Here is a 25,666-nt window from a genome sequence, read left to right as displayed (position 1 = left end):
TTTTTAGATTTACCTCAAATTAAAACTGAATTAATGAGAATAATAAGTCCACTCATTTTTCTACTGGTTTTGAAGTTAAATGCCTTTTCTATGTCCCCAAGTTTTCCGGTGGATAGTGCGATAAATTCGCCATTGAAACTTCAAATTGGATTAGGAACAGTAAACTATTTGGGAGATTTGTCTTTTGTATCCAAAATCCCTTCTCCCAAGGTTTTTGTAACCAATATCAGACATTCCGCAAGTTTATCCCTGTCTAAGAAGTTTAAATTTGGTCCTGATTTTCACGCCACCTACTTTTATGCAAGATTGTATGGAGATGACTACACTTGGGCTCAAAAAAACTTTGATGTTTACTGGCAACGTTTTGTGAGAAATCTTCATTTTAGAAATGACATACATGTGATTTCATGGCGAGTAAGCCAAGAGATTTTTCCAAGAAAGAGAACAGGTCTTTCTCTTGGAAGTGGATTTTCTTGGATACTTAGTAATCCCAAAGCTTCAAAAAGAATTAATGATGATTCTACAGAATGGTTTGAACTTAGGCCTTTACATACTAGTGGTCAAAATTACAATTACTCAAAGTGGTTAATGGGTATTCCCCTTTTTGGTGATTTTAAATTTAGGGTCAATAAGAAACTTGAAATTGGATTGACCTTGAATTATAGGTTTGTTTTATCTGATTGGATTGATGATGTAGGGTTTGCCAGTTATCCAAATTTTAAAAGTCTAGAGGAGCAATATGGGCAAGAGTCAGTTTTCTTCTCCTATCGAAGCAAAGAGGTTATTAATTCTCCAAGTGGCTCAACTAGGATTCCTGTTCTTGCTAAAATTTATGAAGAATATAGCTATGGTAGATACAAAGATTCAATTTCAATATCAGAATTGATCGATAAAATAGGGTATAATCCTTATGAAGATTCAATTTTAAGAGGGCATCCCAAAAATGACAGATTCTATACTTTACAGTTTAAGTTCAAATACTCTTTTTAGTGAATTATATAGTTTCTTTCAATGGAATCTTATGAGAAATACTTGAAAATTATCAGACCATAAAACATGGAACTCTATGTATATGATAAAACAAAACCCCGAAGCTCTCACTCCAGGGTTCATTTTCAAACTTTAAAACTTGATGACTTTCAAACTTCCTATTCAGCCATCTCCTCAAACGTTCTGTTCACAAAGTCAGTCAGGTTTCCGCCGGAGAGCATGCCTTGAGAAAGCAGAGCCAGATCATACAATTGTTTGGCATAGGTTTGACGTTTTTCTTCACCTCTAAGCTTCAGCATTTTGGCAATCACCGGACTGTTTCCGTTCACCACTAGATTGTACATGGTTGGCATTTCACCGAACATATTGCTCTGACCATTGATTCGGCTCATGTCTGTCCATCTACGCATGAATTCAGGAAGAACGATGCTTACCGGAGCGTCATCAGACGATAGAGCTTTGATTTCCACCACATTATTGCCGGCCAGTTCTTTGAAAAGACCTTCAACTTTCTCTTTTTCTTTGTCTGATAATACAGATTCTTCATTTAAGCCTTTGTCAATCAACTTATCCAGAGAATCGCCATCTACACGTTTGAAAGTTACTTTCTCCAGTTTTTGCTCCAGCGTATTGATGAAGTGTGAGTCCAGCACATCGTCAAGAACTATCACATCATATTCACGCTTTTTCGCGGCCTTGATATAGCTATCTTGCTTTTCCGGATGGCTGGTGTAAAGCACCACGGTGTTTTCGTCTTTATCTTTTTGAAGAGCTTCTACTTTAGTTTTGTAATCCTCCGGTGTAAAGTACTCTCCTTCGGTGTTTTTGAAAAGAATGAAGTCTTTGGCTCTGTCGTAAAACTTCTCATCAGAAATGATTCCGTATTTCACGAACAAACCGATGCTATCCCACTTCTCTTCAAAGGCTTTGCGGTCCTCTTTGAAAAGTTCAGAAAGTTTGTCGGCCACTTTTTTGGTGATGTGGCTATTGATCTTGCGTACGTTGCCATCGGCCTGAAGATATGAACGCGATACGTTCAATGGAATGTCCGGTGAGTCAATTACCCCGTGTAACAATTGAAGGAACTCCGGAACGATATCTTTTACATCATCCGTAATAAATACCTGACGGCTGTAGAGTTGAATCTTTTCTCTGCTCAATTGGAAATCCTGCTTGATTTTCGGGAAATACAAAACGCCCGTCAGGTTAAACGGATAATCCACATTCAGGTGAATCCAGAAAAGCGGATCTTCAGACATCGGGTAAAGCTCCTTGTAGAAAGCCAGGTAATCTTCGTCTTTTAGATCAGAAGGTGATTTTACCCAAATCGGTGTCGGGTTATTGATCACATTTTCTTTGAACTCAATTTCTACCGGAAGGAACTTACCGTACTTCGTCAAAATTTGCTCGATCTTGGCTTCTTCCAGAAACTCTTCAGAGTCTTCGGCGATGTGAAGAATGATATCTGTACCTCTTTCGGCCTTCTCGATGTCTTCCAGAGCGTATTCTGTTGTACCATCGCAGGTCCACTTTACCGCAGGCTCATCCTGATACGATTTGGTATGAATTTCGACCTCTTTGGCCACCATGTAGGCAGAATAGAAGCCCAGACCAAACTGACCGATGATTGGGTTTTTATCGTCAACATCCTTGTATTTATCTAAGAAGTCTTTAGCACCGGAGAAGGCAATCTGGTTGATGTATTTTTTTACTTCATCGGCGGTCATTCCTAAACCTTTATCAGAGATGGTGATAGTCTTTGCTTCCTTATCTACCGCTACGTTGATTTTTAAATCACCTAGCTCGCCATCGTATTTGCCCATAGCAGAGAGCTTCTTGATTTTTTGCGTAGCATCCACGGCATTAGAAACCAGCTCTCTAAGAAAAATCTCATTGTCTGAGTATAGAAACTTCTTAATGATCGGAAAGATGTTTTCCGTGTTAATAGAAATTGTACCTTTCTCTGTTGACATTGTATATGAATTTTGTTGTTATAATCTTTTGAATTCACATCGATATGATCAAAGGGCATTCCAAAGGTAGAAAGGCTGACAGATTGACAGTTTCGTCCTTTTTGCTGTTGACAAAATGATTTATTCTGTACTTTTGAAGCATTGTGTAAGTGACAATCCTGACGAAATATTTAAAGCTTTCCATGAAGCAACACAGCGGACGACTCCTTCTTTTCTTCTTCTTTTTGACTCTGTTTTTTTCCTGTGTTGATACCTATGATGTCCGCATTTCAGGAAGTAAAAAATATTTGATTGTAGAGGGCACCATCACCAATGTGAGTGACGAAAGGCAACGGGTGAAAATTTTTGAAACCGATGACCAAAGTGAATATGTCAGCACGCAATTTTCAAAAACTATTTTTTCGCCGGATAGCGAAGCCTTGCCGATTCAGGGAGCAGAGGTGAAAATTCTGGAGAATGGCTCAACTTCTTGGAATTTAACCGAGACTGAACCCGGTATTTATGATATGCCTCAAACGTTTTTTGCGAACGTAGGCCATACTTATCAATTGCAAATCAAAATGCCGGATGGTCGTAATTACGAGTCTTCAGTAGAAGAAATGTTACCTGTGGCCGATATTGAGAATTTTGAAGTGAGACTTAATCTGGAGGGAATTCAAACGCCAAGATTGTATAATATCAGGATACCTACTCAAGATTTTTATCTGGACTTTAAAGACCCCGCTGGTGAGCAGAATTTTTACAGCTGGAGTTGGACAGATTACGAAATTCAGAAAATTTGCCATACCTGCAAACAGGGAAGATATTATACCGAGGATGGTACGGCATCATCTGAGGGGGACTGCGTAATAGACTCAAACCTGCACCCCAATACCCTTTATGATTATGAGTGCTCAGGCTTTTGCTGGGAGATTTTTCCAGGTGAGGATATTCAGATTTTTTCTGATGTTTTTACCGATGGTCAGCTGCAAACGAAGAAGCCTATAGCTCAGGTGCCGGCCTTACAAAAGAATACAAGTCTGGTGGTGATTCAGCAAAAATCCTTGACTCCCGGAGCCTTTAGGTATCTTAAATTAATAGAAGATCAATCGGTAAATTCAGGCTCACTTGCCGATACACCTCCGGCACCGATCAAAAGCAATGTCTTGAATATCAACAAACCGGAAGAGCTTGTGCTTGGTTATTTTACCGCTTCGGGTGTCAAAGAGTTAAGGCATATGTTATCACGAGCTGATGTTCCAGGCGTTTTACCCGATCACCTTTTTGCGGCACTGAATAATCGTGATCCTATTTTGGAGCCGGAGAGTGAGGTAAGAACTTTCATTCCCTTGGCAGTATGCAGAGCTTCTGAAAACAGAACGCCGATAGCACCACGTAACTGGCAGTTTGGACAATGAGAAAGATTTCAATCATATTCCTGTTTCTGCTTTCTTCTATGGCATTGAAAGCACAATTGTTTTGCTCGGGAACCGTGCTTGATTCGCTGAGCAATAAACCATTGGAAGGAGCCAGTGTTCTAGTTAATTATCAAGGGAGAAATACGGGAACAAAGACGGATGCTGAAGGGAAATTCAGAGTGGAACTGCCCTATGCCGAAAATGTGATTCAGATACGCTACACTGGTTATGTTTCTGAGTGGATCATTTTGCAGGAGGGCAAATCTTTGATTGATGCTGCAATCAAACTGGAAGAAGTCAGTAATCGACTCGAACAGGTGGTGGTAACCAGTAAAGGCTTCGATCAAAATGTGAGAAAACCTGTTTTAGGTGCCAACTCCATCAATATCAAAACACTCGAAAAGCTTCCTTCGGCTTTCGGGGAAATTGACCTTTTCAGAAGTATTCAAATGCTTCCCGGGGTTACCAGCGTCGGCGAAGCCTCAAACGGGGTCAATATCCGGGGAGGCACTACAGACCAGAATTTGATTCTGATTGATGATACCCCGGTTTTTAATCCTACTCACATGTTTGGGCTGTTTTCGGTAACACCTCCAGATGCGGTGAGAAATCTGGACCTCTACAAGGGCAATGTTCCGGCACGGTATGGAGGAAGAGCCGCTTCAGTTATGGATATTGCTTTGCAAAATCCTGATGTTACCAAATTCCGGGTCAAAGGTGGCTTAAGCCTGATTTCAGAGAAATTGATGGTTAACGCTCCCATTGTCAAAGACAAAGCAGCGATTTATGTGGCAGGGCGGGGTTCCTATCATGACTTCTTGCTTCCTTTCATTGATTCAGACCTCGAGGCTATCAAAGCGACTTTTGGTGAAGGTGTAGCCAAGGGCTTCTGGCGAATCAATGACAAAAATACATTGACGGCTACGGGCTATGTTAATCAGGATTTTTTCCAGACGAATCTGCTGACCAATTTGCCGAATGTGGTGGGCACAACGACCTACTTTGAGCATAACACCGTGAACGCTATTGGTAAGTTTACGCATGTTATTAATAATCAAATGGATGTGCAGCTCTCGGCGATGGTGGCTGATTACCGACCAACGATTGCAACCAGAGAGCTTGATACGAATAATCCGATCCAGTTAAAAAGTGGTGTACGTCAAAGGCAGATTAAGGCGAGTACGTATTATCAAAACCAAAAGCACAAAACGGAGTTTGGAGCAGTATTAACGAATTATCAAATCAATCCCGGCACCCTTGACCCGGGAGCCAGTACCAGTGTAAACTTCATTCAGACGCCTCAGGAACAAGGCAATGAATGGGCTGCCTTTGTGGATGAAGAGTTTTCGGTTTCGTCAAAGTTGGCTTTAACGGCTGGTCTTCGTTACAGTTTGTTTCAAAACCTGGGAGCTGCGAATGTAAGAAGTTACAGAGAAGGCCAGCCTCGGGATGATTTCTCTGTCATAGAATCTGTTGACTATCAGGATGGTGAATTGGTGAAAAGTTATCGTGGTTTTGAGCCACGTTTTGGATTAAGATATTCCATTCAAGAAGGTACTTCGGTAAAATTGGGCTACAATCTGATGCGACAATACCTTCAAATTGTCTCAAACACCACCACGCCGATACCTACTTCACGATGGAAAACGAGTGATACGCATATTAAACCTCAGGTGAGTCATTTGGTTACGGCAGGTTTGTATAAAAATTTTCCTCAAGGTGTTTATGAGGCCACTATTGAGGGCTATTATCGTTTTACAAACAATATCATTGATTATAAGCCGGGAGCTGACTTTTTACTTCAGATGTATCCTGAAACCCAACTGGTTCAGGGAGTGAGTAAAGCCTACGGAATTGAAACCATGATTTCAAAAAAGAAAGGAGTAATGACCGGTTGGTTAAACTACACCTTCGCCCGGACTTTTAACAAGGTCTCTGAAGCTGCTGATATTACGGAACTAGTTAATGGCGGAGACTGGTACGCCGCGAATTACGACCGCCCTCATAGTTTTAATTCTTCGGTAGAGTTTAGTGTTGACAAACACAACAGCTTCTCTTTCAATTTTGTATACAACACCGGAAGACCCTACACCGAGCCTGTAGGCTTTGTTAATTACCTCAATAGCCTCTATCCATTTTATGATCAGCGGAATAATAAGCGGGTGCCAGACTATCACCGTCTTGATTTTTCATGGAACATCATGAATCCATCAATGCGGGATAAACGCTGGAAAGGGAATTTCGCTTTCTCTGTTTACAACTTGTATGCTCGTAAAAATGTTTACTCGGTATTTTTCAGAACTGAGAATAACCTGACCAAAGCTTACAGGCTTCATATCTTCAAGATTCCTGTGGTTTCTTTGGCCTATAATTTCACTTTTGAGTAGACGCAGCAAGATAAAATTCTGACTCTTTCTTTGTGCCTGCCGAACGTGGCAGGTAAATTGTTCGTTAATTGTGACATAATAACTGCATTGATCATGGATCAACAATTTTTAGAAACGCTTTACAGAAGGCATCAGGATACAGAGGCGGTGCCACCAACCAGTAAGATAGGTTCATGGGCAAATCAGGTTTTTAACTTGCTTTTTCCTGAGCAGGCAAAGGACTTTTTCCCCAGTGTACATGAGATAGAAGGAGAAATCTGGAATCTGGGAAATGAATTGAAACATATCCTGAATGCGACTGATCAGTGCAAAAAATGTGATAATGAGGAGCGTGCTGAGAAATTCAAAGCGGCTTTACCCGAACTTTTCAGGGTTCTTAATACGGATGTAAAAGCCATTCTCGAAGGCGACCCAGCTGCTGTTAGTGAGTTTGAGGTTATCAGGGCTTATCCTGGCTTCAAAGCTATTGCTTACTACCGTCTTGCCCACTTGCTTTTGCAAATGGAGGTCAATCTTATTCCAAGAATTTTGACCGAGTATGTGCATGGTCTCACAGGAATTGATATCCACCCTGCAGCGAAAATAGGGGAGCATTTCTTTATTGATCACGGATCAGGAATTGTGATTGGAGGCACCAGCGTCATTGGTAAGAATGTGAAAATTTATCAGGGTGTGACCCTTGGAGCTTTGAGTGTTGAGAAAGAAATGGCCAATGTAAAACGACATCCAACTGTGGAAGACGGCGTTGTGATTTATGCCAATGCAACTATTCTGGGCGGTGAAACCACGATTGGAGAAGGAAGTGTGATTGGTGGTAATGTTTGGTTAACCAAGAGTGTGCCGGCCAATTCTGTTGTCTATCATAAACCTGAAATTCAGGTCAAAGAAAAAGAACTCGTTTAACTATGGCCACCATTTTAGATCTGGTTGGGAACACCCCGCTGGTTGAAATCAAAAAACTTAATAAAAATCCAAAAGTTAAGGTTTACGCAAAACTGGAAGGTGATAATCCGGGTGGTTCGGTAAAAGACAGAGCCGCTTTGAATATGATCAAATCTGCTTTAGAAAGAGGGGATATTAAACCCGGAATGAAGCTGATTGAGGCCACTAGTGGAAATACAGGTATTGCTCTGGCTATGATAGCTCGCCAGTTCGACCTTGAAATTGAGCTTGTACTTCCTGAGAAAAGTACCCGGGAGCGTACCCAAACTATGGAAGCTTATGGTGCAAAGGTTATTCAATTGGATGGCATCGAGGCCTGTCGGGATTATGCCGATGAAAAAGGGCAGTCGGATGAGTATTTTCAATTAAACCAATTTGCTAATCCGGATAATTACGAAGCCCATTACAAGAGCACAGGACCTGAAATTTGGAGAGATACCGATGGGAAAGTGACTCATTTCGTAAGCTCAATGGGTACAACAGGTACGATCATGGGCACATCAATGTATCTCAAGGAGCAGGATTCTTCTGTGCAGATCGTAGGTTGTCAGCCGACAGATGGTTCTTCAATACCAGGAATAAGACGCTGGCCAAAAGAATATTTACCGAAGATTTTTGATGCTTCACGAGTAGATCGAGTAATTGATATTTCAACAGAGGATGCTACAGCGATGGCCCGAAATCTGGCCAAAACGGAGTCGATTTTCGCTGGAATGAGCAGTGGAGGAGCAGCACATGCCGCATTGAAGCTCGCCGAGGAGCTGGAAGAGGGCTTGATCGTTTTTATTGTATGTGATCGCGGTGACCGGTACTTGAGTAGTGAGTTGTTTGCTTAAAGAAAAAGAAAGCCGTTTCTTATATTCTGTAGTTGAACGAAATAAACCCTAATGAAAAAAAGACTAGTTTTTTTTGCCTTCTTTCTAGGCATTTCACCATTACTATTTGGTCAGAACTATCCTATGCTGAAGTCAACAATTGTTGATTTAAATGGGAATACAAAAGAAGGGTATGTCGAATATCAGGATTGGCTCATATCTCCTGAGCACATCTATTACGGCGAAAGCATAGATGGTCAAAAAAAATCAGGAAATGTAGGTGAGATAAACTCTTTTGATATCACTGCTGAAGGGTTGCACCGTAAATTTATCGCTCTCAGAAATATTTACATCTCTTATATAGGTGCCAATGATGACCTGAACAGCGTTGTCGCTTCCACTACGTATGAATTTGGTCACGAATTTGAAACAGAACATATCAATATGTTTGCTGAGGTAGTTTTCGAATCTGAAGGACTTCAGCTTATTCAATTAATAGATAAGTACGAAAAATCAAGACTCTTTCTTTCTGTTGACGGGGTTATAAATGAGCTGAAAAGTTATCGGTATATGACTTATAGTGACGTAGCTGCAAGTTCAAAGTATGAGGTAAGAAATACGGAGTATAAGAAGACTTTAGAAAAGGTTCTAGGGGCTGATTTTTTTAGCCAGAAAACTCAGCTGGATTATGCAGTCAGGCCTATTGCTGCTTTATTGAGAAAATATTCGAAAGAAAAGGGTCAAGCTATTAATGAGGACCTTCATAAAGCAAAATTGAAGTTTTCGGGGTTGTTTGGCGTTGGCTTAGGCCGTTTATCTTTTGAGGAACAGAATCTCGAATTTGGAGACAAATCATATACCGACAGGGCTTTGCTCGCATCGGCCTCTGTTGGTGCCCGCCTGAATATTCCGGGAGACTTCTATAATAAATCTATCGACTTTTATTTATCGTTTCAGCCGCAAATAGAAAGGCTGAGCTATAGGTTACAGTACAATCAATATTTTGGAGGAAATTCTCTTGTAAAACCCAAGTTTGTTTTCGGGTTTGAGAACAACCTTAAATTATATGGAGGTTTGGGAGTTTCATGGAAAAGGCAATTGGCTTTAGAAGCTTTTTATATGCCGAAAGCGGGTTATGATATATTTCAAAAAGTAAGTTTGTTTCAAACAAATCTTGTATATACCATCGGAAATAATAATTAATTGAAATGAAAGCACTACACCTGACTGCCCCGAATAAACTGGAAGTTGTAGAAAAAGAAATACCGAAACCAGGGAAAGGGCAGGTTTTGGTGAAAATGGCTTTTTCTCCAATAAACCCGTCTGATCTAGCCTTCTTGACTGGTGTATATGGTATTCAGAAGCCATTTCCTACAGCTCCGGGTTTTGAAGGTAGTGGAACAGTAGTGGAAAGTGGAGGCGGGCTATATGCCAATTACCTTAAAGGTAAAAAAGTGGCTTGTGCGGCATCTGATAAATTAGACGGGCCCTGGGCAGAATATATGCTAACAGATGCTACTAAGTGTGTTGCTTTGGCTAAGGGCGTTCCCATGGAGCAGGGAGCAATGTCCTTTGTAAACCCTTTAACCGCCCTTGATTTTATAAAAATTGCAAAGGCCGATGGCTGCGATGCTCTGGTTATGACGGCGGCTGCCAGTTCCTTGTCAAAAATGGTTCATCATCTTGCTCAGCAAGAAGGACTTGCTTTTGGTGGTGTTGTGAGACGCGAGGAACAAGTGGAAAAACTCAAAGGTTGGAACGTTGACTTTGTGGTTAACTCTGAAAAAGAAGGCTGGAGAGATGAGCTTAAGCAATGGGCAGGTACTTTTAAAAAAGTATTACTGCCTGATGCCATTGGAGGAGGTAAAGTGCCCTCTAAGGTATTGAGTTGTTTGCCTCCAAAGTCAAAAATGTTGATTTATGGAAGTATGAATCAGGAGGATCCCGGAGCTTATGTTCCTCGGGATTTTATCTTTTATGAGTACGAAATAGGAGGTTACTGGCTAAGTAAAACGGCTGCTAAAAAGTCATTTGTTCAGGCTATGGCCGATACACGGAAAGTACAGAAAATGCTATCTTCAGGTTTTGAGAATGATATTCAGGCTACTTTTGACCTCAATGCTTTCGAGAAAGCCATTGAAACTTATGCCAGCGGAATGTCAAAAGGAAAGGTGCTTTTTAATTTAAGCAAGTAATTGCCCCGCAGCCTTGCGAGGCAATTAATGATTAGGCCCAGGCTCCGATAATGGCACCCATGATCATCAGCATAATGACCTGATATCCGGCGTCAATCAAAAATAATTTGACAGATCTTCTTTGGTACAGAATGTTAATACCTACCGAGGTAGCTACAAACATGACGCCGACATAGAGACCATGCATCAGGCCGGTCACAGTGGTGATTTCACCTTCGTCGTGCCCTCTGAGCATAATGGCCATACCTAATGACATTACGAGCATCAGTAGTAAACTGGTTCCAAAAATTTTGGCCATATTGGCTCCTTTGATGTCATCTTCACTTAGACCTACTTCGGCCTGCCAGGCTTTTGAAAACAAAACCGGAGAATACCACAGTGCTCCAAAAGCAAAGGCAAGAATGCCACCAACCAGTACGGCCAGAAAATTGATGTTTGAAAAATCCATGTTGTTTAAGGTTAAGGGTTAAATCTGTTGCTAAACTTATTTTAAGGTATAAGCTTATAAACGAATATACGTTTTTCTAATGAGTCAAAAATGAAAAAGCAATGGTAAAAATCTATCCCTTATTATTCGTGATTATAGCCTTTGGCTGTAAAGATGAGTCATTTGATCGAATTCAAACCGGTAAGTGGGGCGGTGAACATGCAAGACTTGATGTAGCTGAAACTTCTTGGTACGTTGAGTTTGACTGTGCTCATTTAGAAGTTAATCAGCCGGTTTTGGTACAGGATGGTAAATTCAACAGCCCAGCTATGTATACTCAGGAATATCCGGTTCAGTTTGATGATGAATCCTTATACATTCCAAAACCTTCCCGGGTTTTCGGAACCGTGAGAAATAAAGAAATGATCCTCAACGTCGAGGTTGAGGATCAGGAGTTTGGTACTTTTACTTTGATTTATGACGAGGAGGCCAAAATCTATAAATGTGCCTAAAGAGCCATTGTTTCTTCGACTTCTTCTGTCGTTTTAGGAATTGGTTTACCCAAAATTTGGGAACCGTTTTCAGTGATCAATATATTGTCCTCAATTCTGATACCGCCAAAATCATAGTATTCTTTGAGTTTGTCGTAATTGATGAAGTCGGTGAAGATCTTATCAGCTTTCCACTTTTCTATCAGATCCGGAATAAAATACAGGCCCGGCTCTACGGTAATGACGAAGTCTTTTTCAAGTTCGCGGCCTAGTCTCAATGATTTTAAACCGAGCTGAGTACTTCTTTCCAAGCCTTCCCGATAGCCTACCAGCTGTTCCCCGAAATTCTCCATATCATGAACGTCCATGCCTATCATGTGGCCAAGGCCGTGAGGCATAAATATGCCACCTACTCCCAGATTGGTCATTTCTTCGATATCGCCTTTTACCAAACCTAATTCTTTGAGTTTAGAAAGCATAAGTCTGTTAGCGTTGACATGGATGTCTTTGTAAAGTAGTCCAGGTTTCAGGCTATCAATAGAGCTTGTTTCCATCTCTAAAACGATATCATAAATGTCCTTCTGTTGTGTTGTGAATTTACCGTCAACCGGGATGGTTCGCGTAATATCGCCGGAATAACACATCTCATTTTCGGCACCCGAATCATTAAGAACCAATCGGCCGCTTTGCATTTTATTGCCATGATAATGGTTATGCAAAATCTGTCCGTTTATTGAGAAAATGGCTGGGTAGGCCAGGTATGAATTACTGGCTTTGGCGGTTCTGTAAATCTCGGAGACGGCTTCAAATTCATATTGACCCGGTTTTACGGCTTTCATTGCATTGATGTGCATTTGCCCGGAAATATTAACCGCTTCGGTCATTTGTTCGATTTCCTCTTCGCTTTTGTATGACCGCTGGTTAATTATAGCCATTAGCAGCTTTTGAGAGACTTCCTGATTTACTTTGGAGCCGGGCAAATGCAGCCACTGTGACAGTTTATTCAGGTTATCTGCACGATAGGGCGGGAGATAATGTATTTTTTTATGCCGGGCAATTTCTAGAAAAGAGTCAATTCCGTGAGCGGGGCGAACGTTCAAAATACCCACTTTCTCGGCTTTGTTACTCAAAGTCTCCTGCTGACCGATCCAAATAATGTCATCGATAGAAAACTCATCACCAAAAATGATTTCCTCTCCACTGTCGCAATCGATTACCGCATTTAAACCGGCCTGGTTAATTCCGAAATAATAAAGAAAAGTGCTGTCTTGCCTGAATCGGTAATGATTGTCGGCATAGTTCATACTGGCCTCATCATTGCCTTGAAACAAGATCAAGCCGGAGCCGACAGCTTCTTTTAGGGCGTTTCTACGATTGATATAGGTCTGAGAAGGGAATAATTTCATGAAATGTGTTTGTTGATTCTGCAATTTACGGTTTGCTTATGAATTTGTTGTCCTTGATATAAAATCGGTAGGGGAGATGCTCGTCTTTTCCCTCTCCGATACCAATTCGGGTAGTTTCAATGATTGCTCCTACTTCTATCCCTTCTTTTAGATATAAAGGTGGGTTGAACAATTTGTTTCCATTTTGATTTTTCAAAATGTCCATTGCCTGAACCAACTTTCCCGGGCCACTACACAGGTCTTTCAGTTTTACTTTCTGTCTTCTGCTTTGCATCAAATCTATGCCTGAGGCCGGTTCCAAAGCACGGATGAGTACGGCCTCGCCAATTCCTGATTTTGAGGAGACGATATTAAAACAATGATGAATACCATAGATTTGATATACGTAGGATGTGCCTGCCGGCCCAAACATAGGACTATTTCTTAGTGTTTTTCCGCCAAAAGAATGACAGGCTTTGTCGTTATTAAGGTAGGCCTCCGTTTCTACAATAATACCTGAGGTAATGCCTTCGGTGCTTTCATGAATCAATTCTTTTCCCAGGAGTTTTTGAGCCAATGTCAAAGTGTCAAATGATTCAAAGAAATCCTGATTGAGAATTGAAGTCATTTATTGCAAAGCATTTAAGGCATCTACCATTGCTTTCACTTCCCCAAAATCAGCAATAAACATATCACCCGAGTCAAGAATTTTTGGGTTTTGATAGTTAACTGGATTTTGGGCTTTAATACGTGCTGAGGCATGAAACTCAAAGGCTCCAGTTGCTTTTGCCAGACTCGCAATATTGCCTGAATTGACTCCTGCTCCAGGCATAATACTGATTCTTCCATTAGCCTGTTCCACAAGTTTTTTCAAAACGTCAATTCCTTCAGGTGCGGCCGCGGCCTGGCCGGAGGTTAAGACGCGGTAACAGCCTGCTTCTATCAAGGAATCCAAAGCTTCAAAAGGATCAGGTGCGGCATCGATAACCCTGTTGCTGGTCACTTTTAGCGGGTAGGCGAGCTCTACCAAAGCTTTCATTTTCTCGGTATCCACTTCTCCATTTTGTTTCTGAACACCAATACTGATGCCATCACATTCGAGTTCTTTGCAGATTCTGGCGTCTTCAAGTATGCTTTCCCATTCATCATCAGAGTAGAAATAGTTCAAACTTCTTGGGCGAATAATCGGGTAAAGTTCAATATCGATTTTATTTCTTACCGCTTTGATAACGCCATAGGAGGGAGTGGTGCCACCTTCGATGGGGTTGTCACAGAGCTCTACACGAGAAGCTCCCGCTTTTTGAGCAGTTCTTGAACTCTCAATGGTAAATGAGCAAAGCTCAAAATGGTACTTTTTATCAGCCATAATTTTTAACAAGTTCGCTTAAGAAACGATTGGTCGTTTCATTGATGATCATTCGCTCAGGTTTGCTTTCAAACCAGGCTAGGGTTTCCTTAATGCCTTCGGAAAACGGAATGGTGGCAACGTAATCAGGTACGAGTTTTTTGATTTTTGAGTTATCAAATAAGGCACAGTGTGATTTATCCCCCCATAGATTTCCCTCTTCAGATGGAAAGCCATTTTGATCAGCATATTCAATGATTTTTTGAGAAGGAATATGAACAATATTGGCCTCTACCCCGGCAGCATCGGCCAGGAAAGTATAAATCTGATTCCAGGTCAATGCTTCATCAGAAGTAATATGATAAGCTTCTCCGATAGCCAGCGGATGATTCATTAGGCCTAGAAAAGCTTTAGCAAAATCACGGGCGTGGGTCACCGTCCAAAGGGAGGTGCCATCGCCCTGCACTACCACAGGGAGACCTTTTTTCATTCGATGAACGGCGGTATATTCTGTCCAGCCTCCGAGTGTAATCGGGAACACGGAATAATAAGTGTGCGACGGTCTGACAATCGTCATTGGGAAATCCTCTTCCCTGAAAGCTTTGATCAACACTTCTTCACTAGCGATTTTCTCTCTGGAATAATCCCAATATGGATTTTTCAAAGGTGTGGACTCTGTTATAATAGGTGAGACCGGAGGTTTCTGATAACAGGAAGCCGAACTGATAAAGACGTACTGTTTTGTTTTGCCTTTGAAAAGCTCGATGTCTCTTTCTACATCGGTGGTGTTAAAGGCTATCCAGTTGACCACCACATCCCAGGTGTGGCCTTTCAGGGCAGCTTCCAATTCTTTAGGTTTGGTAATGTCAGCCACCAGGCTTTTTACCCCCGGAATAGGCTCTCTGTTTCCACGGTTCAAATGATAGAGGTCGATACCCCGTTGAACGGCAATTTCGCTTACAGGCGTACTTATATTACCCGTGCCGCCAATAAATAGTGCTTTCATGAGTGCGTTTTGGTTAAGTTTTCAAACTTATTAAGTTTCCGTCAGAAGCCTGCAAAAATGGAAAAGGGATTCGGGTCGAAAATTTTTCTTTTGGTCAACGTTGTGTAGAATCTCAAAGCTGTTTACCTTTGCACTCCGATTTAGGAAGGTCCCGTAGCTCAGCTGGATAGAGCATCTGCCTTCTAAGCAGACGGTCGAACGTTCGAATCGTTCCGGGATCACGCAAAGCGAGTCATTTTGGCTCGCTTTTTTTGTTTTTATAGGCTTAGCTGGATAGAAGATTCCGAATTCCAGGGACGGTCGAACGTTCGAATCGTTCGGGGACGCCCAGTCCGGGATCACGCAAAGCGAGTCATTTTGGCTCGCTTTTTTTATTTCCGAGCATAACTGACTTCAATGATTTATATCTACTTCTTTAAAAGTCTAATTGATGACAGATTTATTCAACTAAAGTACCTCAATCACTCTCTTATTTTCCTGAAGAAACTTATCCGGAATTTGTCCCCGTATTGATTCTTCCAAGCTATTTATGATCGATTGTTTTGAACAATATTGGTGGTGAATCAGGCTGATTTCACGCGTGGGTTCAGGTTTGAGAAAATTTCGAAGCTTGGCTTTTGAAATTTCATTTAGGTGGACTGTTGCCAGCTCAGGAACAATAGTGATGCCCTGATAATTGTCTACCAAACGCATTAATGTTTCCACACTTCCTGCTTTAAATGTGATGTTAGAGCTCATTTCTGATTGATTCCGAAGTTCGCACAATTTCAAAATTTGTGAACGCAGGCAATGCCCTTCTTCCAGCAGCCAAAGTTCGTTGGGCTCGATATCAGAAGCTATGGCATACTCTTTTTGATACAGCGATGACTCGGGGCTGACATAAGCCAGCATTCGCTCGTAGAACAGTGGTATTTCAATGAGCTCCTGATGATGTAATGGTGTGGCGAGTAAAGCTGCGTCAAGGTTATAGTTGGTAATTTCCTCAATGATTTCTGCGGTGGTTAACTCCCTGATATTGAGTTTGACTCCTGGATATTTATTCGTGTATTCTTTGATGAAAATTGGGAGGAGGTACGGTGCAAGAGTGGGTATAATTCCCAATGTTATTTCACCGGAAGGCTCCTGATTGTCCTCAGCCAGGCGACTTAACTTTTTGAATTCATAATACGTAATCTCAGCTTGATTGACTGCTTTTTCGCCCATCGGGGTCAGCGTTAATGGATTTTTTGACCGGTCAAATAGTTTTCCACCCAGCTCGTCTTCCAGTTGTTTGATTTGCATACTAAGGGCGGGTTGAGAGATAAAGCATTCGGCAGCCGCTTTTGAAAAATTTTTATGTTTTGCTACGGCAATCAGGTACTGTATCTGACTAATAGTCATGAGGTATAAGTTTTACTTATGCAATGATAAGTAATCCGTATTTGACACTGATAATGATTAAGGTCATTTTTGCATCCGATTTCACTATTTAAATTCGGAACGCTGAAATAGGCTCTTCTGAGAGTCTAATTGTTGTACTATTTCAATAACTATTTTAATTAATAACATGCTAGGACTAGGTAAAAAATTCCCTGAATTCAAAAAGACATCAGTTGTATCTCTTGAAAAAGGATCTGAGTTTTATGATATCACAAATCAGGATCATATCGAAGGAGAGAAGTGGATGGTAATGTTCTGGTGGCCGAAAGATTTTACTTTTGTTTGCCCTACAGAAATCGCTGCTTTCAACGATAAAGTTGAAGATTTCGCTGACAGAGATACAATGCTTATCGGAGCTTCTACTGATTCTGAGTTTGTTCACCTTGCCTGGAGACAAAATCATGCGGACTTGAAAGGACTACAGTTTCCAATGTTAGCTGACACTTCAAAGTCCCTTGCTGAGGACCTTGGTATCCTTGAAGAAAACGAGAAGATTGCTTATCGAGTAACCTACATTATTGATCCTCAGGGGATTATTCGTTGGGTTTCTGCCAATGATCTTTCTGTTGGTCGTAACGTTGATGAGGTGTTGAGAGTATTGGATGCTCTTCAAACAGACGAACTTTGCCCATGTAACTGGAAAGCTGGCGAAGAAACGTTAACCGTTTAATCAGAACTTTAAGAAACACAAATTACAAAAGCAGGGCGGCTGAGCAATCGGCCGCCCTTATTCAAAGAAATTATGATAGGATTAGCTGCAAATACAAAGAAGAGCCTTCTAGAGGCTGTTAATCTGCCAGAAACACTCGAAAATGTTTGGCTTGACAGGCATAATGAGGCCGATACCCGTTTCATCAAAGATTTGAAAATTAATGTCACCAACGTTCTGAAAGCGGAAACACTGACTCAGAAAGAAGCTGTTCTCCTTGCTCTTTCAGTAGCCATTAATGAAAAAAGCGAAGTTCTTGCCTCGAGTTTGACAGAATTGGCTAAGAGCCTGGAAGCTACGGATGATGAGCTGAATGAGGTGGCCGGTTGCGTTTCATTGATGAATGCTAACAATATTTTCTATCGTTTCCGTCATTTCATGAGCGGCAATGAAAATTATCAAAACATGCCGGCCGGTATCAGAATGTCAATTATGATGAAGCCGGTGCTGGGCAAAGAGTTTTTCGAACTGATGAGCCTTGCTCTTTCTGCTGTTAATGGCTGCGAGCAATGTGTCACATCTCATGAAGCTTCAGTGAAATCACATGGTGGCACCGAGGCCAGAATCTTTGATTCTATTCGCTTAGTAGCGGTTATCAAAAGTTTGATTGTAGTTTTATGATCAACAATTCGATTTCAAAAGCAAAAGCCTGTTCAGGAAAAAGAACAGGCTTTTTTTCTATCTTTTACAATGATCTGAAAATCAAAAGTGGACGTCCTTTCCGGGTTGCTTCTAATCATTCATGTTTTTCGTCCTCAAGATGATAGAAGAAATTAAACTCACCACCAATCCCAACGGCAGTATTTCAAGCATCGTAATGCCGAATTTGAAGATAGGGTTTTGGTAGTTTTGCATCATTTCATCTACCTCAGCTAATTCCACTGCTTTTTGAGCGTCATTGATGTCTTTTGCATTGATCTCGTTACGGTACATATTAGCGATGCTTTCATTGACCTCTGGGTAAATACCGGAGATGATCATCCAACTGATGGTATAAATAACAGAGCAAATAAGGGCAATCATGGCACCGGTTTTCAGAGCATCCAGAAAGGTGATTTCTCCACCCAGTTCTTTCATTTTTCGCTCACGAATTCCGAAATAGATCAGCACCAGAGCAAGCATCATACTGATGTACCCCATCAGCTGTGATGTACCCAGGCTGCCCTCATTATTGATCATATAGGGTGCTGAGAAAGCCAGTAGAATGCTTACAATGGCTCCCGAGATTAGTCCATACTTAATTGCTGCTTTTGACATTGTTCTGATTTTTTGGTTAGAGGCCCAAAATAACGGAAGAGCCTGATCACAAAGCTCATACTAAAGTATGATTTTAACTATACAGGTTCTTTTGAATGAATTCATTTCTGAATTTCCCATCAGGGTCATATTCGGCTACCAGAGCTTTAAAATCATCGAGTTTGCTGTATTTTGCCTGTAATGTTTTACCCGGAATAGTGAAGAGCTTACCCCAGTGAGGTCTAACGCCAAATGGCTGCAAGGCGGCTTCAATTTTAGGCAATACTTTCGTGTGTACCTCTTTATGAGGCTTCAGCGTAAAGTGAATAGCCACCGACTTTTGCTGGTAAAAAGGGCTCATCCAGATATCATCTCCGGCAATTGATCGTATTTCAGAAATGAACAAATGCGGAAACACATCGTCTTTGATTTGTTCAATTTGCTTCATGGCCTTGAAGGCATTCTCAAAAGGTACATGAAACTCGGCCTGCAACTCTTCTCCTTTGCTGGGCATAAAGTCCATTTTAAAGTGGGGGAGTCTGTCATACCAAGGGCCTGGCACGCCCATTTGATCTGTGCAGTTTTCTGACGATTCGGTGTCAATAGGGTGCATGTCTTTATCCGCCAGTTTTGCTCCGAAAAACTCAGGGTCTTTCATGATCGAATCGGAGTCCGACCGACTTTTGATCCAAACTTGATTGACGTTTTCATTTTGCCAGTCGGTAAACAAACTTACGCTGTAACCGGCAGACATCACCTCTTCAAAATGCGTTTCAAGTGCCGCCATGGGTAGGTTTCGGTAAACTCTTTGTTCTACCTGATAGCTTGGCACCAGATCAAGAGTGACTTCAGTTATTACTCCTAGGCATCCCAGATGAACAGCCAGTCCATTGAAAGTCTCAGGTTCTTTTTCTTTGCTGATTTCCACAAGGTCGCCATTGGCTTTGATAATTTTAAAACCTGACACCTCTGTCGCAAGGCCTCCATTGCCCACGCCACTCCCGTGAGTAGCTGTAGCGGCTGCTCCGGCCACTGAAATATGAGGTAGAGAAGCCAGATTGCGTAAGGCGTAGCCTTCTTCCTCAATGAGTTTGCAGAAATCGCCGTATCGGGTTCCAGCCTCAATGGTCACCTGATGTTTTTCTTTATCGAGATTGATCATTTGCTGACGCTTTTGCTGTGAAAGCAAATAATGTTTGCTGTCGGCAATTTGATTGAAACAATGCTTAGTACCCAAGGCTCGCAATTGCTTCTGGTCTTTAACTAACTGCTGAATTTCCTCGGTGGTAAGCGGGTAACTGATATCGCCTGTGGCATAGGTCAGATTGCCAGCCCAGTTTTTAATGGCTATTCCGGTCATCTTTTTTTCTTCTGATGAGCATGAAATTAAGGGGCTAAAGAGACTCCCGGCTGTAAGGGCAGTAGCCGCATGTACAAATTGTCTGCGTTTCATAGGTAAAGTAAAGGGTTGAATTATGAGGCCATAAATTGCAACGCTTTTTATAGAATCGCAAGGTTGCCTCAGAGAAGTTCCAGCTCTTTAGCTTTCAATAGAGCTTGTGTTCGTCGTTTTACCCCTAGTTTATCGTAGCAGTTGGAGAGGTGAGTTTTTACTGTGGGCATAGAAATGAAAAGCTTGTCAGCGATTTCCTGATTGCTGAGGCCCTCTGCAGCGGCATTGAGCACCTCAAGTTCTCGTTCAGTAAGGTCCGTTTTTAAGGAAGTTTTTAAATAAGATGCTCTCTCAGTCCGATTCTCTACAAATTGTCGGCCGATATATACACCACAAGCCAGAAAGATGCTGGCAATAACGCCGCTATAAACTTCAGCAGACCAATACCCGCTTATTATCCTGATCTGGCTTAAGCGGAGGAGACCTAAAATGAGTCCAAGAATGACTGATATGTAGACGACCCTTTTGATATGTTTTGATCTGAGTTTAAAAGAAAACCCACCTCCTAAGAGAGATGGGTTTCGCCTTAAACCATTTTGCTTGAATAAGCTTTATAAACTGTACGGCAACAAGTTAGCTCCGAAAATATTTTTTTACAAGAGAAGCCGCCTTTAATTCTTTATATTTTATTTTCTGGAGTCTTGGGTTAAAAAGTTGCGGTATTCCCGAAATGAAAAAGGGTATTTCTACGCTATTATCGTTTTCTCTTTAAAGCGAAATTTGATTTGTGAATCAATTACTACTAGTGCACATGGAAATGAAAGATTTAGTCATGGCTCTCGGCCAAATTATTGGGGTGTTTTTCGTCATCGCAACAGCGGCCTTTGCGGTCAATTTTATCCTCAGAGGCTTTAGTTCAGTTAACAAAAACGAAATGAATTATTATAAAAAATAGGTTTACTTCATAAAGGTTAGGGTTAAGGGAAAAGTCCGGTCACGTTAGGTTTGACCGGATTTTTTTATTTGAGGTTTTTCGTATTTTTATTTCTCAACGAATCACACTCAACCTTAATCCATGCAAAAACTTTACCCTCTAATCCCCCTTTTACTGTGCAATTTTAATCTTTTGGCCCAAAGTCCATCGTTTACCGGTCAACCAAGCCTTGTTGATGGTTTTGTTTGTTACGGTAGTGATGCTCAAATTTCTGCAAGTATAAATAGTGCAGATGTTTATCAATTACAAATTCAGGATGGTGACTCCGGCACTTGGTCAGACTATGGAGGAATTACCGGTGATGCTACTTCTGGGTCAATCTTAATTGTCCTCCCCAACTACACACTGAGTAACCATTTTAGGATACGGATTACTAATAACACCTCGGGAGACTCCAATTTTAGTGACGTATTTTTTATCGATGCCCAACGGCCTCAACTGACCATTCAGCCTCAAAATCAAGTGAGGTGCTATGGGGAGAGGGTTTATTTTTATGTAGATAACAACGCCACCTGGACATACACCTGGGAGAGGTCTAACGATGGAGGGGCCTTTGGGTCATTTAGTGGAAGTAAATATCAGGATCAGACCACCAGTAGTTTCAATATCAATACCGTAAACGGTGCTGATGATAATGATGCTTTCCGTGTAAAAGTAACTGATCCTAATGGCTGTGAAACAATTTCAAATGCTGGTTTGCTCTCCATTAATAATATAGGAACAATTCAGCCTACAACTTCAACCACTTTCTGTGAAGGAGAGGAAGCTACTTTCAGTACGTCAGTTACAGGTACTCTGGATAGCTATAGCTGGAACTTTTATGATGAGTCCTCGGGGGTGTTGACGGTTAGTCCTTTTTCAGTTACCGCAGAACAAATCACACTTTCCAAAGCTCCCCAAGGACTTGATGAGGCAGAGCTTGAAGTTGATTTTGTCTCTCAGGTGATGAATACAGATGGTTCTACTTCTGCATCTACATGTAATTATGCCAGAAGTCGAACAGGGTATACAACATATGATCGTCCAGATCTACTGGCAGCTTTAGGAGATAGCATTTGCGGCCCGGGAGATGTAACTCTAGTTGCACTTGATGAAATCTGCGGAACGTACGAATGGTATACTGATACGGCCTCTTCGCCAGTGGCATCAGGGCCGTTTGAATATGATTTTACTGATATTGGCCTTTCAGCAACTACAAACTACTACGTTCGGCAAATTGATTGCGTTACCGGCTGTCCCAGTGATTTTGCTATGGTTGAAGCTAAAGTAAATCCCTTACCGTCAGTAGTTTTGAGTACTATTGAAGCTGTTTGTCCTGACGCCATTTCATTCTCAATTCCGTTAACAAGCTTCGCGGATGCTGACAGTTTCCAGGTCATATTGACTTCGGGAACTCTAACCGGCTATACTGATGCCTCGGGTTATATCAGGGGAAACTCAATTGATGTTCCACTTCCGGCCGGCAAAAGCAGTGGGAATTATGGTTTTGACCTAAAGATTTTTAATACCTTCACAGGTTGTGAGTCAACAGTAAGTTTGAGTTTAAGAGTCAAAGAACCCACTGCTATCAATTCTGCTTTGAGTCCTCAAACACTTTGCGAAGGTGATATTTTAACCTTCAATGCAGATGCTTCCGGCGAAGGAACTCTCAGCTATCAGTGGTTTTTTGAAGACAGTGAAATTTCTGGGGCAACCGGATCTTCTTATTCAATTCCATCTGTTTTGACTACTAGTGCCGGCAATTATCATTACGCAGCCACGGGCGAATGCGGCACGGCAACAGCCATCGCGGCGGCCATTGTTGTGAATCCTCAAACAAAAATCAACGAACAACCCCAAAGTCAGGAGGTTTGTCTCGGGGCAGATGCCACCTTTACGTTAAGTGCCACGGGTTTCGGTACGCTCTCGTACCAATGGAAAAAAGACGGAGCAGATGTGGGAACTGATAGCCCCACCTTGATTTTATCGGGCGTTTTGGCTACAGACAACGGAGCCGAGATCACCTGCGTGGTGACCGGTGGCTGTGATGATAGTACTTCGGCTATTGCGATTTTGACGGTTTTAAGTTTACCCTCATCTCCGGTGGTGGCCGATACCGGTTTTTGCCAAAATTCTACCTCTGGTCCATTAGAAGCAGAGGGTTTGCACACGTTAAACTGGTACGGAATGAATGCCACAGGCGGAACGGCGTCCGCCACAGCTCCCACACCTTCCACCACCACTATTGGAGTGTTTTCCTATTACGTTTCACAAACTGATACAAAGGGTTGTGAAAGTGCCCGGGCTAAACTTGATGTCACTATTGACCCTGCACTGACGACCATTCTCTCGAGTTCCAACCGAGATGTTTGTGCTTACGGAAATCTCAATAAAACAGTACTTTTTACAGTAAGAGCTTTTGGTGGGAAAGGCTCATACACTTACCAATGGGGTAAAAATGGATCAGATTTAGTGGGAGAAAATTCAATTGAATATACCGGAACAGGTTCCGGAAATTATTTTGTCAATGTGACTTCAGGTTATTGTGAATTGAATAAGGATTTGACCATTAATACAATTGCAAATGACCTGACGCCAACCCCTACGGCTACTGCTAATGGCCAGGCTATACCTTACGCTTTTTGCTCGGGAAGTGCCGTTGCTCTGGAAGCAACGGATGAAAGTGGAGTTACGGGAACAACCTTGAATTGGTACGCAAATAATTCCACCACTGTGGTTTTGCAAAGCGGTAATCCCTTTGAAAGTACAAGTCTTACTAAGGATACGGTATTTTATGTCTCGGCGTCTGCAACTTATGGGCTTATGACCTGTGAGTCTGACAGAACTCCGGTCAATTTAGTTTTAAGTCCTCAGCCATCAGCCACTGCTGATGTTGTCAATGAAACCTGTGTAGGTGCTGCTGATGGCTCAGTAACACTTACTCCAGGGACTAGTTTTTTGCCCTATAGCTTTCAGTTGGACTCCGGTAGCCCGCAGGCCACTAATGTTCTTGATGAACTTGCAAGTGGCACCTACACTATTACTTTACAAGATGCTAATGGTTGCACGGCTACCCAGTCGGTGATCATTGGTCAAAAACCGCCTTTGAGTTTTGATTACGGACCTGAGGGTCAAACTAATTGCAAGGGCAACGTGGTTTATTTTGAGTCTCAACCCTCCACAGATGCACCTCAGCAATGGTATAAAAAGTTGCCTGGTGGCAGTTGGGAGGCTATCGATGGTGAAACAGAAAACAGGCTCCGGGTCGGCTCAATAGGTAATTCCTCAAATCCGGCCAGCACTTTTTACAGAATGGTTATAGGTACGGGATTATGTGCGGTTAGCTCTGACTCCGCCGAGCTTTTTGTGAATGAATTCACCGCCAATCTCGATAACCAAACGGCTTGTGAAGGTGATGATGTCACTTTTGAACCACCTGCTTCTACCGGAAATATCATTGAATATGAGTGGCAAAAACGAATTGGTACATCAGGCTCGTGGAATCCGGTTCAAACGGGTTCATCTCCGAATTTTGAGATTGCCTCGGCTTCTGCAGTTGATGATGATGCCTATTATCGGGTAAAACTGACTTTTTTCAACCCGAACGAGACAACTTGTACAGAAACCTCTGATCAGGGTAAACTTGACCTGACGGTCATTGACGAAACCACATTAAGCGGAAGTGCCGAAATTTGTGAAGGAGAAACTACCACTTTGACCGCTAGCGGCTGCAATGGAACCGTAGAGTGGTCTGATACTCAGACTGGAGAAAGTATTGATGTGTCTCCAGCTTCTACAACAATCTACACGGCGAATTGTACTTTGGGCGGATGCTCAGAAGCCGCTGTAAATAGTGTTACCGTTACGGTGAAATCAGGCATTGCAGCTCCGTTTATTTCGGCGAGTACCACTGAACTGTGTTTTGGCCAAACTGCAGAACTTAGTTTATCCGGTTGCTCGGGAGATATCCTTTGGAGCACCAATGAAACTACGGCTACAATTGTGGTTAATCCGATTTCATCAGTAAAGTATTCTGCTAAATGTACTTTTGATGGTTGTACTAGTCCTCCTGCTGATTCTGTTGAGATTTTTGGTAGCCCGGTACTTGTCGCCGGAGCTATTGATGAGAGTACAGCAGTAAATTGTGCAGGTTACAACCCGCCAACAATCCAAAATGCCACCGCCCATTCAGGTGGAAAAGGGGTTTTGACCATTCAATGGGAAATGTCAGAAGATTGCTCAGCCAGGCCTGTCGTTTGGTCAGAAATAGCAGGTGCCAATGGTGAAACTTTTAATCCTTCAACCCTTTACCAAACCACCTGCTACCGCAGAAAGGTGACGGATGAATGTGATACTGAGGTTTACTCGAATATTGTAACCATTGAAATAGTTGATGATCCCTCGGTGACTGTCACAGCAGATGCTGATACCATTTGCTCCTTAGAACCGTTTATTTTAACAGCCCATGTTACAGGTGGTACGGGTACTTGTTACACCAGTTGGCAACGAAATTTGAGTTCATCTGCGGCGGGTTCTTCCTTTTGGGAAGATATTTCCGGAGACACTTTTACTCAAGCCATATC

At 42.0% G+C, this 25,666-nt stretch carries 22 protein-coding genes and 1 tRNA gene; 13 read left to right on the top strand and 10 right to left on the bottom strand.

The window, feature by feature from the left end:
- Window positions 1-33 precede the first annotated feature (33 nt).
- The gene (locus tag AFM12_RS14995) at window positions 34-990 is read left to right on the top strand and encodes a hypothetical protein (protein ID WP_055149690.1); all 957 of its coding nucleotides are present in this window, start codon (window positions 34-36) and stop codon (window positions 988-990) included.
- A gap of 158 nt (window positions 991-1,148) precedes the next feature.
- On the opposite strand, the gene htpG is transcribed toward AFM12_RS14995, so the two are convergent.
- Window positions 1,149-2,963 carry a molecular chaperone HtpG gene (htpG, locus tag AFM12_RS14990; RefSeq protein WP_055149688.1) on the bottom strand — a complete coding sequence of 605 codons (1,815 nt, stop codon included), beginning with the start codon at window positions 2,961-2,963 and terminating at the stop codon, window positions 1,149-1,151.
- 182 nt (window positions 2,964-3,145) lie between these two features.
- Here htpG and AFM12_RS14985 point away from each other — a divergent pair, with 182 nt between their 5' ends.
- From AFM12_RS14985 to AFM12_RS14960, 6 genes are all read left to right on the top strand, one after another.
- A complete protein-coding gene (locus AFM12_RS14985; protein ID WP_082391370.1) occupies window positions 3,146-4,360 on the top strand; it encodes a DUF4249 domain-containing protein in 1,215 nt (404 codons plus the stop codon).
- Complete coding sequence (locus AFM12_RS14980; RefSeq protein ID WP_055149684.1) at window positions 4,357-6,747, top strand: TonB-dependent receptor; 2,391 nt, start codon at window positions 4,357-4,359, stop codon at window positions 6,745-6,747. Before AFM12_RS14985 ends, AFM12_RS14980 begins: the two co-directional genes overlap by 4 nt.
- Window positions 6,748-6,840: 93 nt before the next feature.
- Window positions 6,841-7,650 carry a serine O-acetyltransferase EpsC gene (gene epsC / locus AFM12_RS14975; RefSeq protein WP_055149682.1) on the top strand — a complete coding sequence of 270 codons (810 nt, stop codon included), beginning with the start codon at window positions 6,841-6,843 and terminating at the stop codon, window positions 7,648-7,650.
- Window positions 7,651-7,652: 2 nt separating this feature from the next.
- The gene (gene cysM / locus AFM12_RS14970) at window positions 7,653-8,525 is read left to right on the top strand and encodes a cysteine synthase CysM (RefSeq protein WP_055149680.1); all 873 of its coding nucleotides are present in this window, start codon (window positions 7,653-7,655) and stop codon (window positions 8,523-8,525) included.
- 51 nt (window positions 8,526-8,576) lie between these two features.
- Window positions 8,577-9,707: a hypothetical protein gene (locus AFM12_RS14965; protein ID WP_055149678.1), complete on the top strand. Its 1,131-nt coding sequence runs from the start codon at window positions 8,577-8,579 to the stop codon at window positions 9,705-9,707.
- A 5-nt stretch (window positions 9,708-9,712) separates the two neighbouring features.
- The gene (locus tag AFM12_RS14960) at window positions 9,713-10,699 is read left to right on the top strand and encodes an alcohol dehydrogenase catalytic domain-containing protein (RefSeq protein ID WP_055149676.1); all 987 of its coding nucleotides are present in this window, start codon (window positions 9,713-9,715) and stop codon (window positions 10,697-10,699) included.
- A gap of 31 nt (window positions 10,700-10,730) precedes the next feature.
- Here the strand turns inward: AFM12_RS14960 and AFM12_RS14955 are convergent, their stop codons facing one another.
- Window positions 10,731-11,147, bottom strand: a complete 417-nt coding sequence (locus AFM12_RS14955; protein ID WP_055149674.1) for a DUF1761 domain-containing protein — start codon at window positions 11,145-11,147, stop codon at window positions 10,731-10,733.
- 101 nt (window positions 11,148-11,248) lie between these two features.
- Between AFM12_RS14955 and AFM12_RS14950 the strand changes: the two genes are divergently transcribed.
- Entirely contained in the window at window positions 11,249-11,638 is a 390-nt protein-coding gene (locus AFM12_RS14950) for a hypothetical protein (RefSeq protein WP_055149672.1), read from the top strand.
- Here AFM12_RS14950 and AFM12_RS14945 read toward each other — a convergent pair.
- The 4 genes from AFM12_RS14945 to AFM12_RS14930 are packed head-to-tail and all read right to left on the bottom strand — an operon-like array spanning window position 11,635 to window position 15,353.
- Window positions 11,635-13,023: an aminopeptidase P family protein gene (locus tag AFM12_RS14945; RefSeq protein ID WP_055149670.1), complete on the bottom strand. Its 1,389-nt coding sequence runs from the start codon at window positions 13,021-13,023 to the stop codon at window positions 11,635-11,637. The two genes, AFM12_RS14950 and AFM12_RS14945, sit on opposite strands and share 4 nt — an antisense overlap.
- A gap of 25 nt (window positions 13,024-13,048) precedes the next feature.
- Entirely contained in the window at window positions 13,049-13,630 is a 582-nt protein-coding gene (locus AFM12_RS14940; protein WP_055149668.1) for a DNA-3-methyladenine glycosylase, read from the bottom strand.
- Window positions 13,631-14,368, bottom strand: coding sequence for a copper homeostasis protein CutC (locus AFM12_RS14935; RefSeq protein ID WP_055149666.1), 738 nt, complete (start codon window positions 14,366-14,368; stop codon window positions 13,631-13,633).
- On the bottom strand, window positions 14,361-15,353 hold the full coding sequence (locus AFM12_RS14930) for an SDR family oxidoreductase (protein ID WP_055149664.1): 993 nt from the start codon (window positions 15,351-15,353) through the stop codon (window positions 14,361-14,363). Before AFM12_RS14930 ends, AFM12_RS14935 begins: the two co-directional genes overlap by 8 nt.
- Window positions 15,354-15,500: 147 nt before the next feature.
- On the opposite strand from AFM12_RS14930, the gene AFM12_RS14925 reads away from it, so the two are divergent.
- Window positions 15,501-15,574, top strand: a tRNA-Arg gene (locus tag AFM12_RS14925).
- 226 nt (window positions 15,575-15,800) lie between these two features.
- On the opposite strand, the gene AFM12_RS14920 is transcribed toward AFM12_RS14925, so the two are convergent.
- Window positions 15,801-16,733: a hydrogen peroxide-inducible genes activator gene (locus AFM12_RS14920; protein ID WP_055149662.1), complete on the bottom strand. Its 933-nt coding sequence runs from the start codon at window positions 16,731-16,733 to the stop codon at window positions 15,801-15,803.
- 166 nt (window positions 16,734-16,899) lie between these two features.
- Between AFM12_RS14920 and AFM12_RS14915 the strand changes: the two genes are divergently transcribed.
- Window positions 16,900-17,442: a peroxiredoxin gene (locus tag AFM12_RS14915; RefSeq protein ID WP_055149660.1), complete on the top strand. Its 543-nt coding sequence runs from the start codon at window positions 16,900-16,902 to the stop codon at window positions 17,440-17,442.
- A 72-nt stretch (window positions 17,443-17,514) separates the two neighbouring features.
- A complete protein-coding gene (locus AFM12_RS14910) occupies window positions 17,515-18,102 on the top strand; it encodes a carboxymuconolactone decarboxylase family protein (RefSeq protein ID WP_055149658.1) in 588 nt (195 codons plus the stop codon).
- A 111-nt stretch (window positions 18,103-18,213) separates the two neighbouring features.
- On the opposite strand, the gene AFM12_RS14905 is transcribed toward AFM12_RS14910, so the two are convergent.
- The 3 genes from AFM12_RS14905 to AFM12_RS20065 form a co-directional block, all read right to left on the bottom strand.
- Complete coding sequence (locus AFM12_RS14905; protein WP_055149656.1) at window positions 18,214-18,738, bottom strand: DUF4199 domain-containing protein; 525 nt, start codon at window positions 18,736-18,738, stop codon at window positions 18,214-18,216.
- A 73-nt stretch (window positions 18,739-18,811) separates the two neighbouring features.
- A complete protein-coding gene (locus AFM12_RS14900; protein WP_055149654.1) occupies window positions 18,812-20,170 on the bottom strand; it encodes a D-arabinono-1,4-lactone oxidase in 1,359 nt (452 codons plus the stop codon).
- A gap of 68 nt (window positions 20,171-20,238) precedes the next feature.
- Window positions 20,239-20,403 (bottom strand): response regulator transcription factor, encoded by a 165-nt coding sequence (locus AFM12_RS20065; RefSeq protein ID WP_374754272.1) that lies wholly within the window; start codon window positions 20,401-20,403, stop codon window positions 20,239-20,241.
- Window positions 20,404-20,927: 524 nt separating this feature from the next.
- Between AFM12_RS20065 and AFM12_RS19730 the strand changes: the two genes are divergently transcribed.
- Both AFM12_RS19730 and AFM12_RS14895 read left to right on the top strand, forming a co-directional pair.
- A complete protein-coding gene (locus AFM12_RS19730) occupies window positions 20,928-21,065 on the top strand; it encodes a hypothetical protein (protein WP_157687429.1) in 138 nt (45 codons plus the stop codon).
- Between the two features lie 120 nt (window positions 21,066-21,185).
- On the top strand, window positions 21,186-25,666 hold a 4,481-nt coding region (locus AFM12_RS14895), incomplete at its 3' end, for an Ig-like domain-containing protein (protein WP_055149652.1).

The sequence above is a fragment of the Jiulongibacter sediminis genome (assembly GCF_001306455.1).
Classification (GTDB): Bacteria; Bacteroidota; Bacteroidia; order Cytophagales; family Spirosomataceae; genus Jiulongibacter; species Jiulongibacter sediminis.
The sequence above is the reverse complement of the archived record's forward strand: the minus strand, read 5'-3'. Positions and strand labels throughout refer to the sequence as shown.

What these genes read in the sequence shown, in the direction of transcription:
- AFM12_RS14995 (WP_055149690.1), top strand. Translation starts at nt 34, where the DNA reads ATGAGAATAATAAGTCCACTCATTTTTCTACTGGTTTTGAAGTTAAAT.
- htpG (WP_055149688.1), bottom strand. Translation starts at nt 2,963, where the DNA reads ATGTCAACAGAGAAAGGTACAATTTCTATTAACACGGAAAACATCTTT.
- AFM12_RS14985 (WP_082391370.1), top strand. Translation starts at nt 3,146, where the DNA reads ATGAAGCAACACAGCGGACGACTCCTTCTTTTCTTCTTCTTTTTGACT.
- AFM12_RS14980 (WP_055149684.1), top strand. Translation starts at nt 4,357, where the DNA reads ATGAGAAAGATTTCAATCATATTCCTGTTTCTGCTTTCTTCTATGGCA.
- epsC (WP_055149682.1), top strand. Translation starts at nt 6,841, where the DNA reads ATGGATCAACAATTTTTAGAAACGCTTTACAGAAGGCATCAGGATACA.
- cysM (WP_055149680.1), top strand. Translation starts at nt 7,653, where the DNA reads ATGGCCACCATTTTAGATCTGGTTGGGAACACCCCGCTGGTTGAAATC.
- AFM12_RS14965 (WP_055149678.1), top strand. Translation starts at nt 8,577, where the DNA reads ATGAAAAAAAGACTAGTTTTTTTTGCCTTCTTTCTAGGCATTTCACCA.
- AFM12_RS14960 (WP_055149676.1), top strand. Translation starts at nt 9,713, where the DNA reads ATGAAAGCACTACACCTGACTGCCCCGAATAAACTGGAAGTTGTAGAA.
- AFM12_RS14955 (WP_055149674.1), bottom strand. Translation starts at nt 11,147, where the DNA reads ATGGATTTTTCAAACATCAATTTTCTGGCCGTACTGGTTGGTGGCATT.
- AFM12_RS14950 (WP_055149672.1), top strand. Translation starts at nt 11,249, where the DNA reads ATGGTAAAAATCTATCCCTTATTATTCGTGATTATAGCCTTTGGCTGT.
- AFM12_RS14945 (WP_055149670.1), bottom strand. Translation starts at nt 13,023, where the DNA reads ATGAAATTATTCCCTTCTCAGACCTATATCAATCGTAGAAACGCCCTA.
- AFM12_RS14940 (WP_055149668.1), bottom strand. Translation starts at nt 13,630, where the DNA reads ATGACTTCAATTCTCAATCAGGATTTCTTTGAATCATTTGACACTTTG.
- AFM12_RS14935 (WP_055149666.1), bottom strand. Translation starts at nt 14,368, where the DNA reads ATGGCTGATAAAAAGTACCATTTTGAGCTTTGCTCATTTACCATTGAG.
- AFM12_RS14930 (WP_055149664.1), bottom strand. Translation starts at nt 15,353, where the DNA reads ATGAAAGCACTATTTATTGGCGGCACGGGTAATATAAGTACGCCTGTA.
- AFM12_RS14920 (WP_055149662.1), bottom strand. Translation starts at nt 16,733, where the DNA reads ATGACTATTAGTCAGATACAGTACCTGATTGCCGTAGCAAAACATAAA.
- AFM12_RS14915 (WP_055149660.1), top strand. Translation starts at nt 16,900, where the DNA reads ATGCTAGGACTAGGTAAAAAATTCCCTGAATTCAAAAAGACATCAGTT.
- AFM12_RS14910 (WP_055149658.1), top strand. Translation starts at nt 17,515, where the DNA reads ATGATAGGATTAGCTGCAAATACAAAGAAGAGCCTTCTAGAGGCTGTT.
- AFM12_RS14905 (WP_055149656.1), bottom strand. Translation starts at nt 18,738, where the DNA reads ATGTCAAAAGCAGCAATTAAGTATGGACTAATCTCGGGAGCCATTGTA.
- AFM12_RS14900 (WP_055149654.1), bottom strand. Translation starts at nt 20,170, where the DNA reads ATGAAACGCAGACAATTTGTACATGCGGCTACTGCCCTTACAGCCGGG.
- AFM12_RS19730 (WP_157687429.1), top strand. Translation starts at nt 20,928, where the DNA reads ATGAAAGATTTAGTCATGGCTCTCGGCCAAATTATTGGGGTGTTTTTC.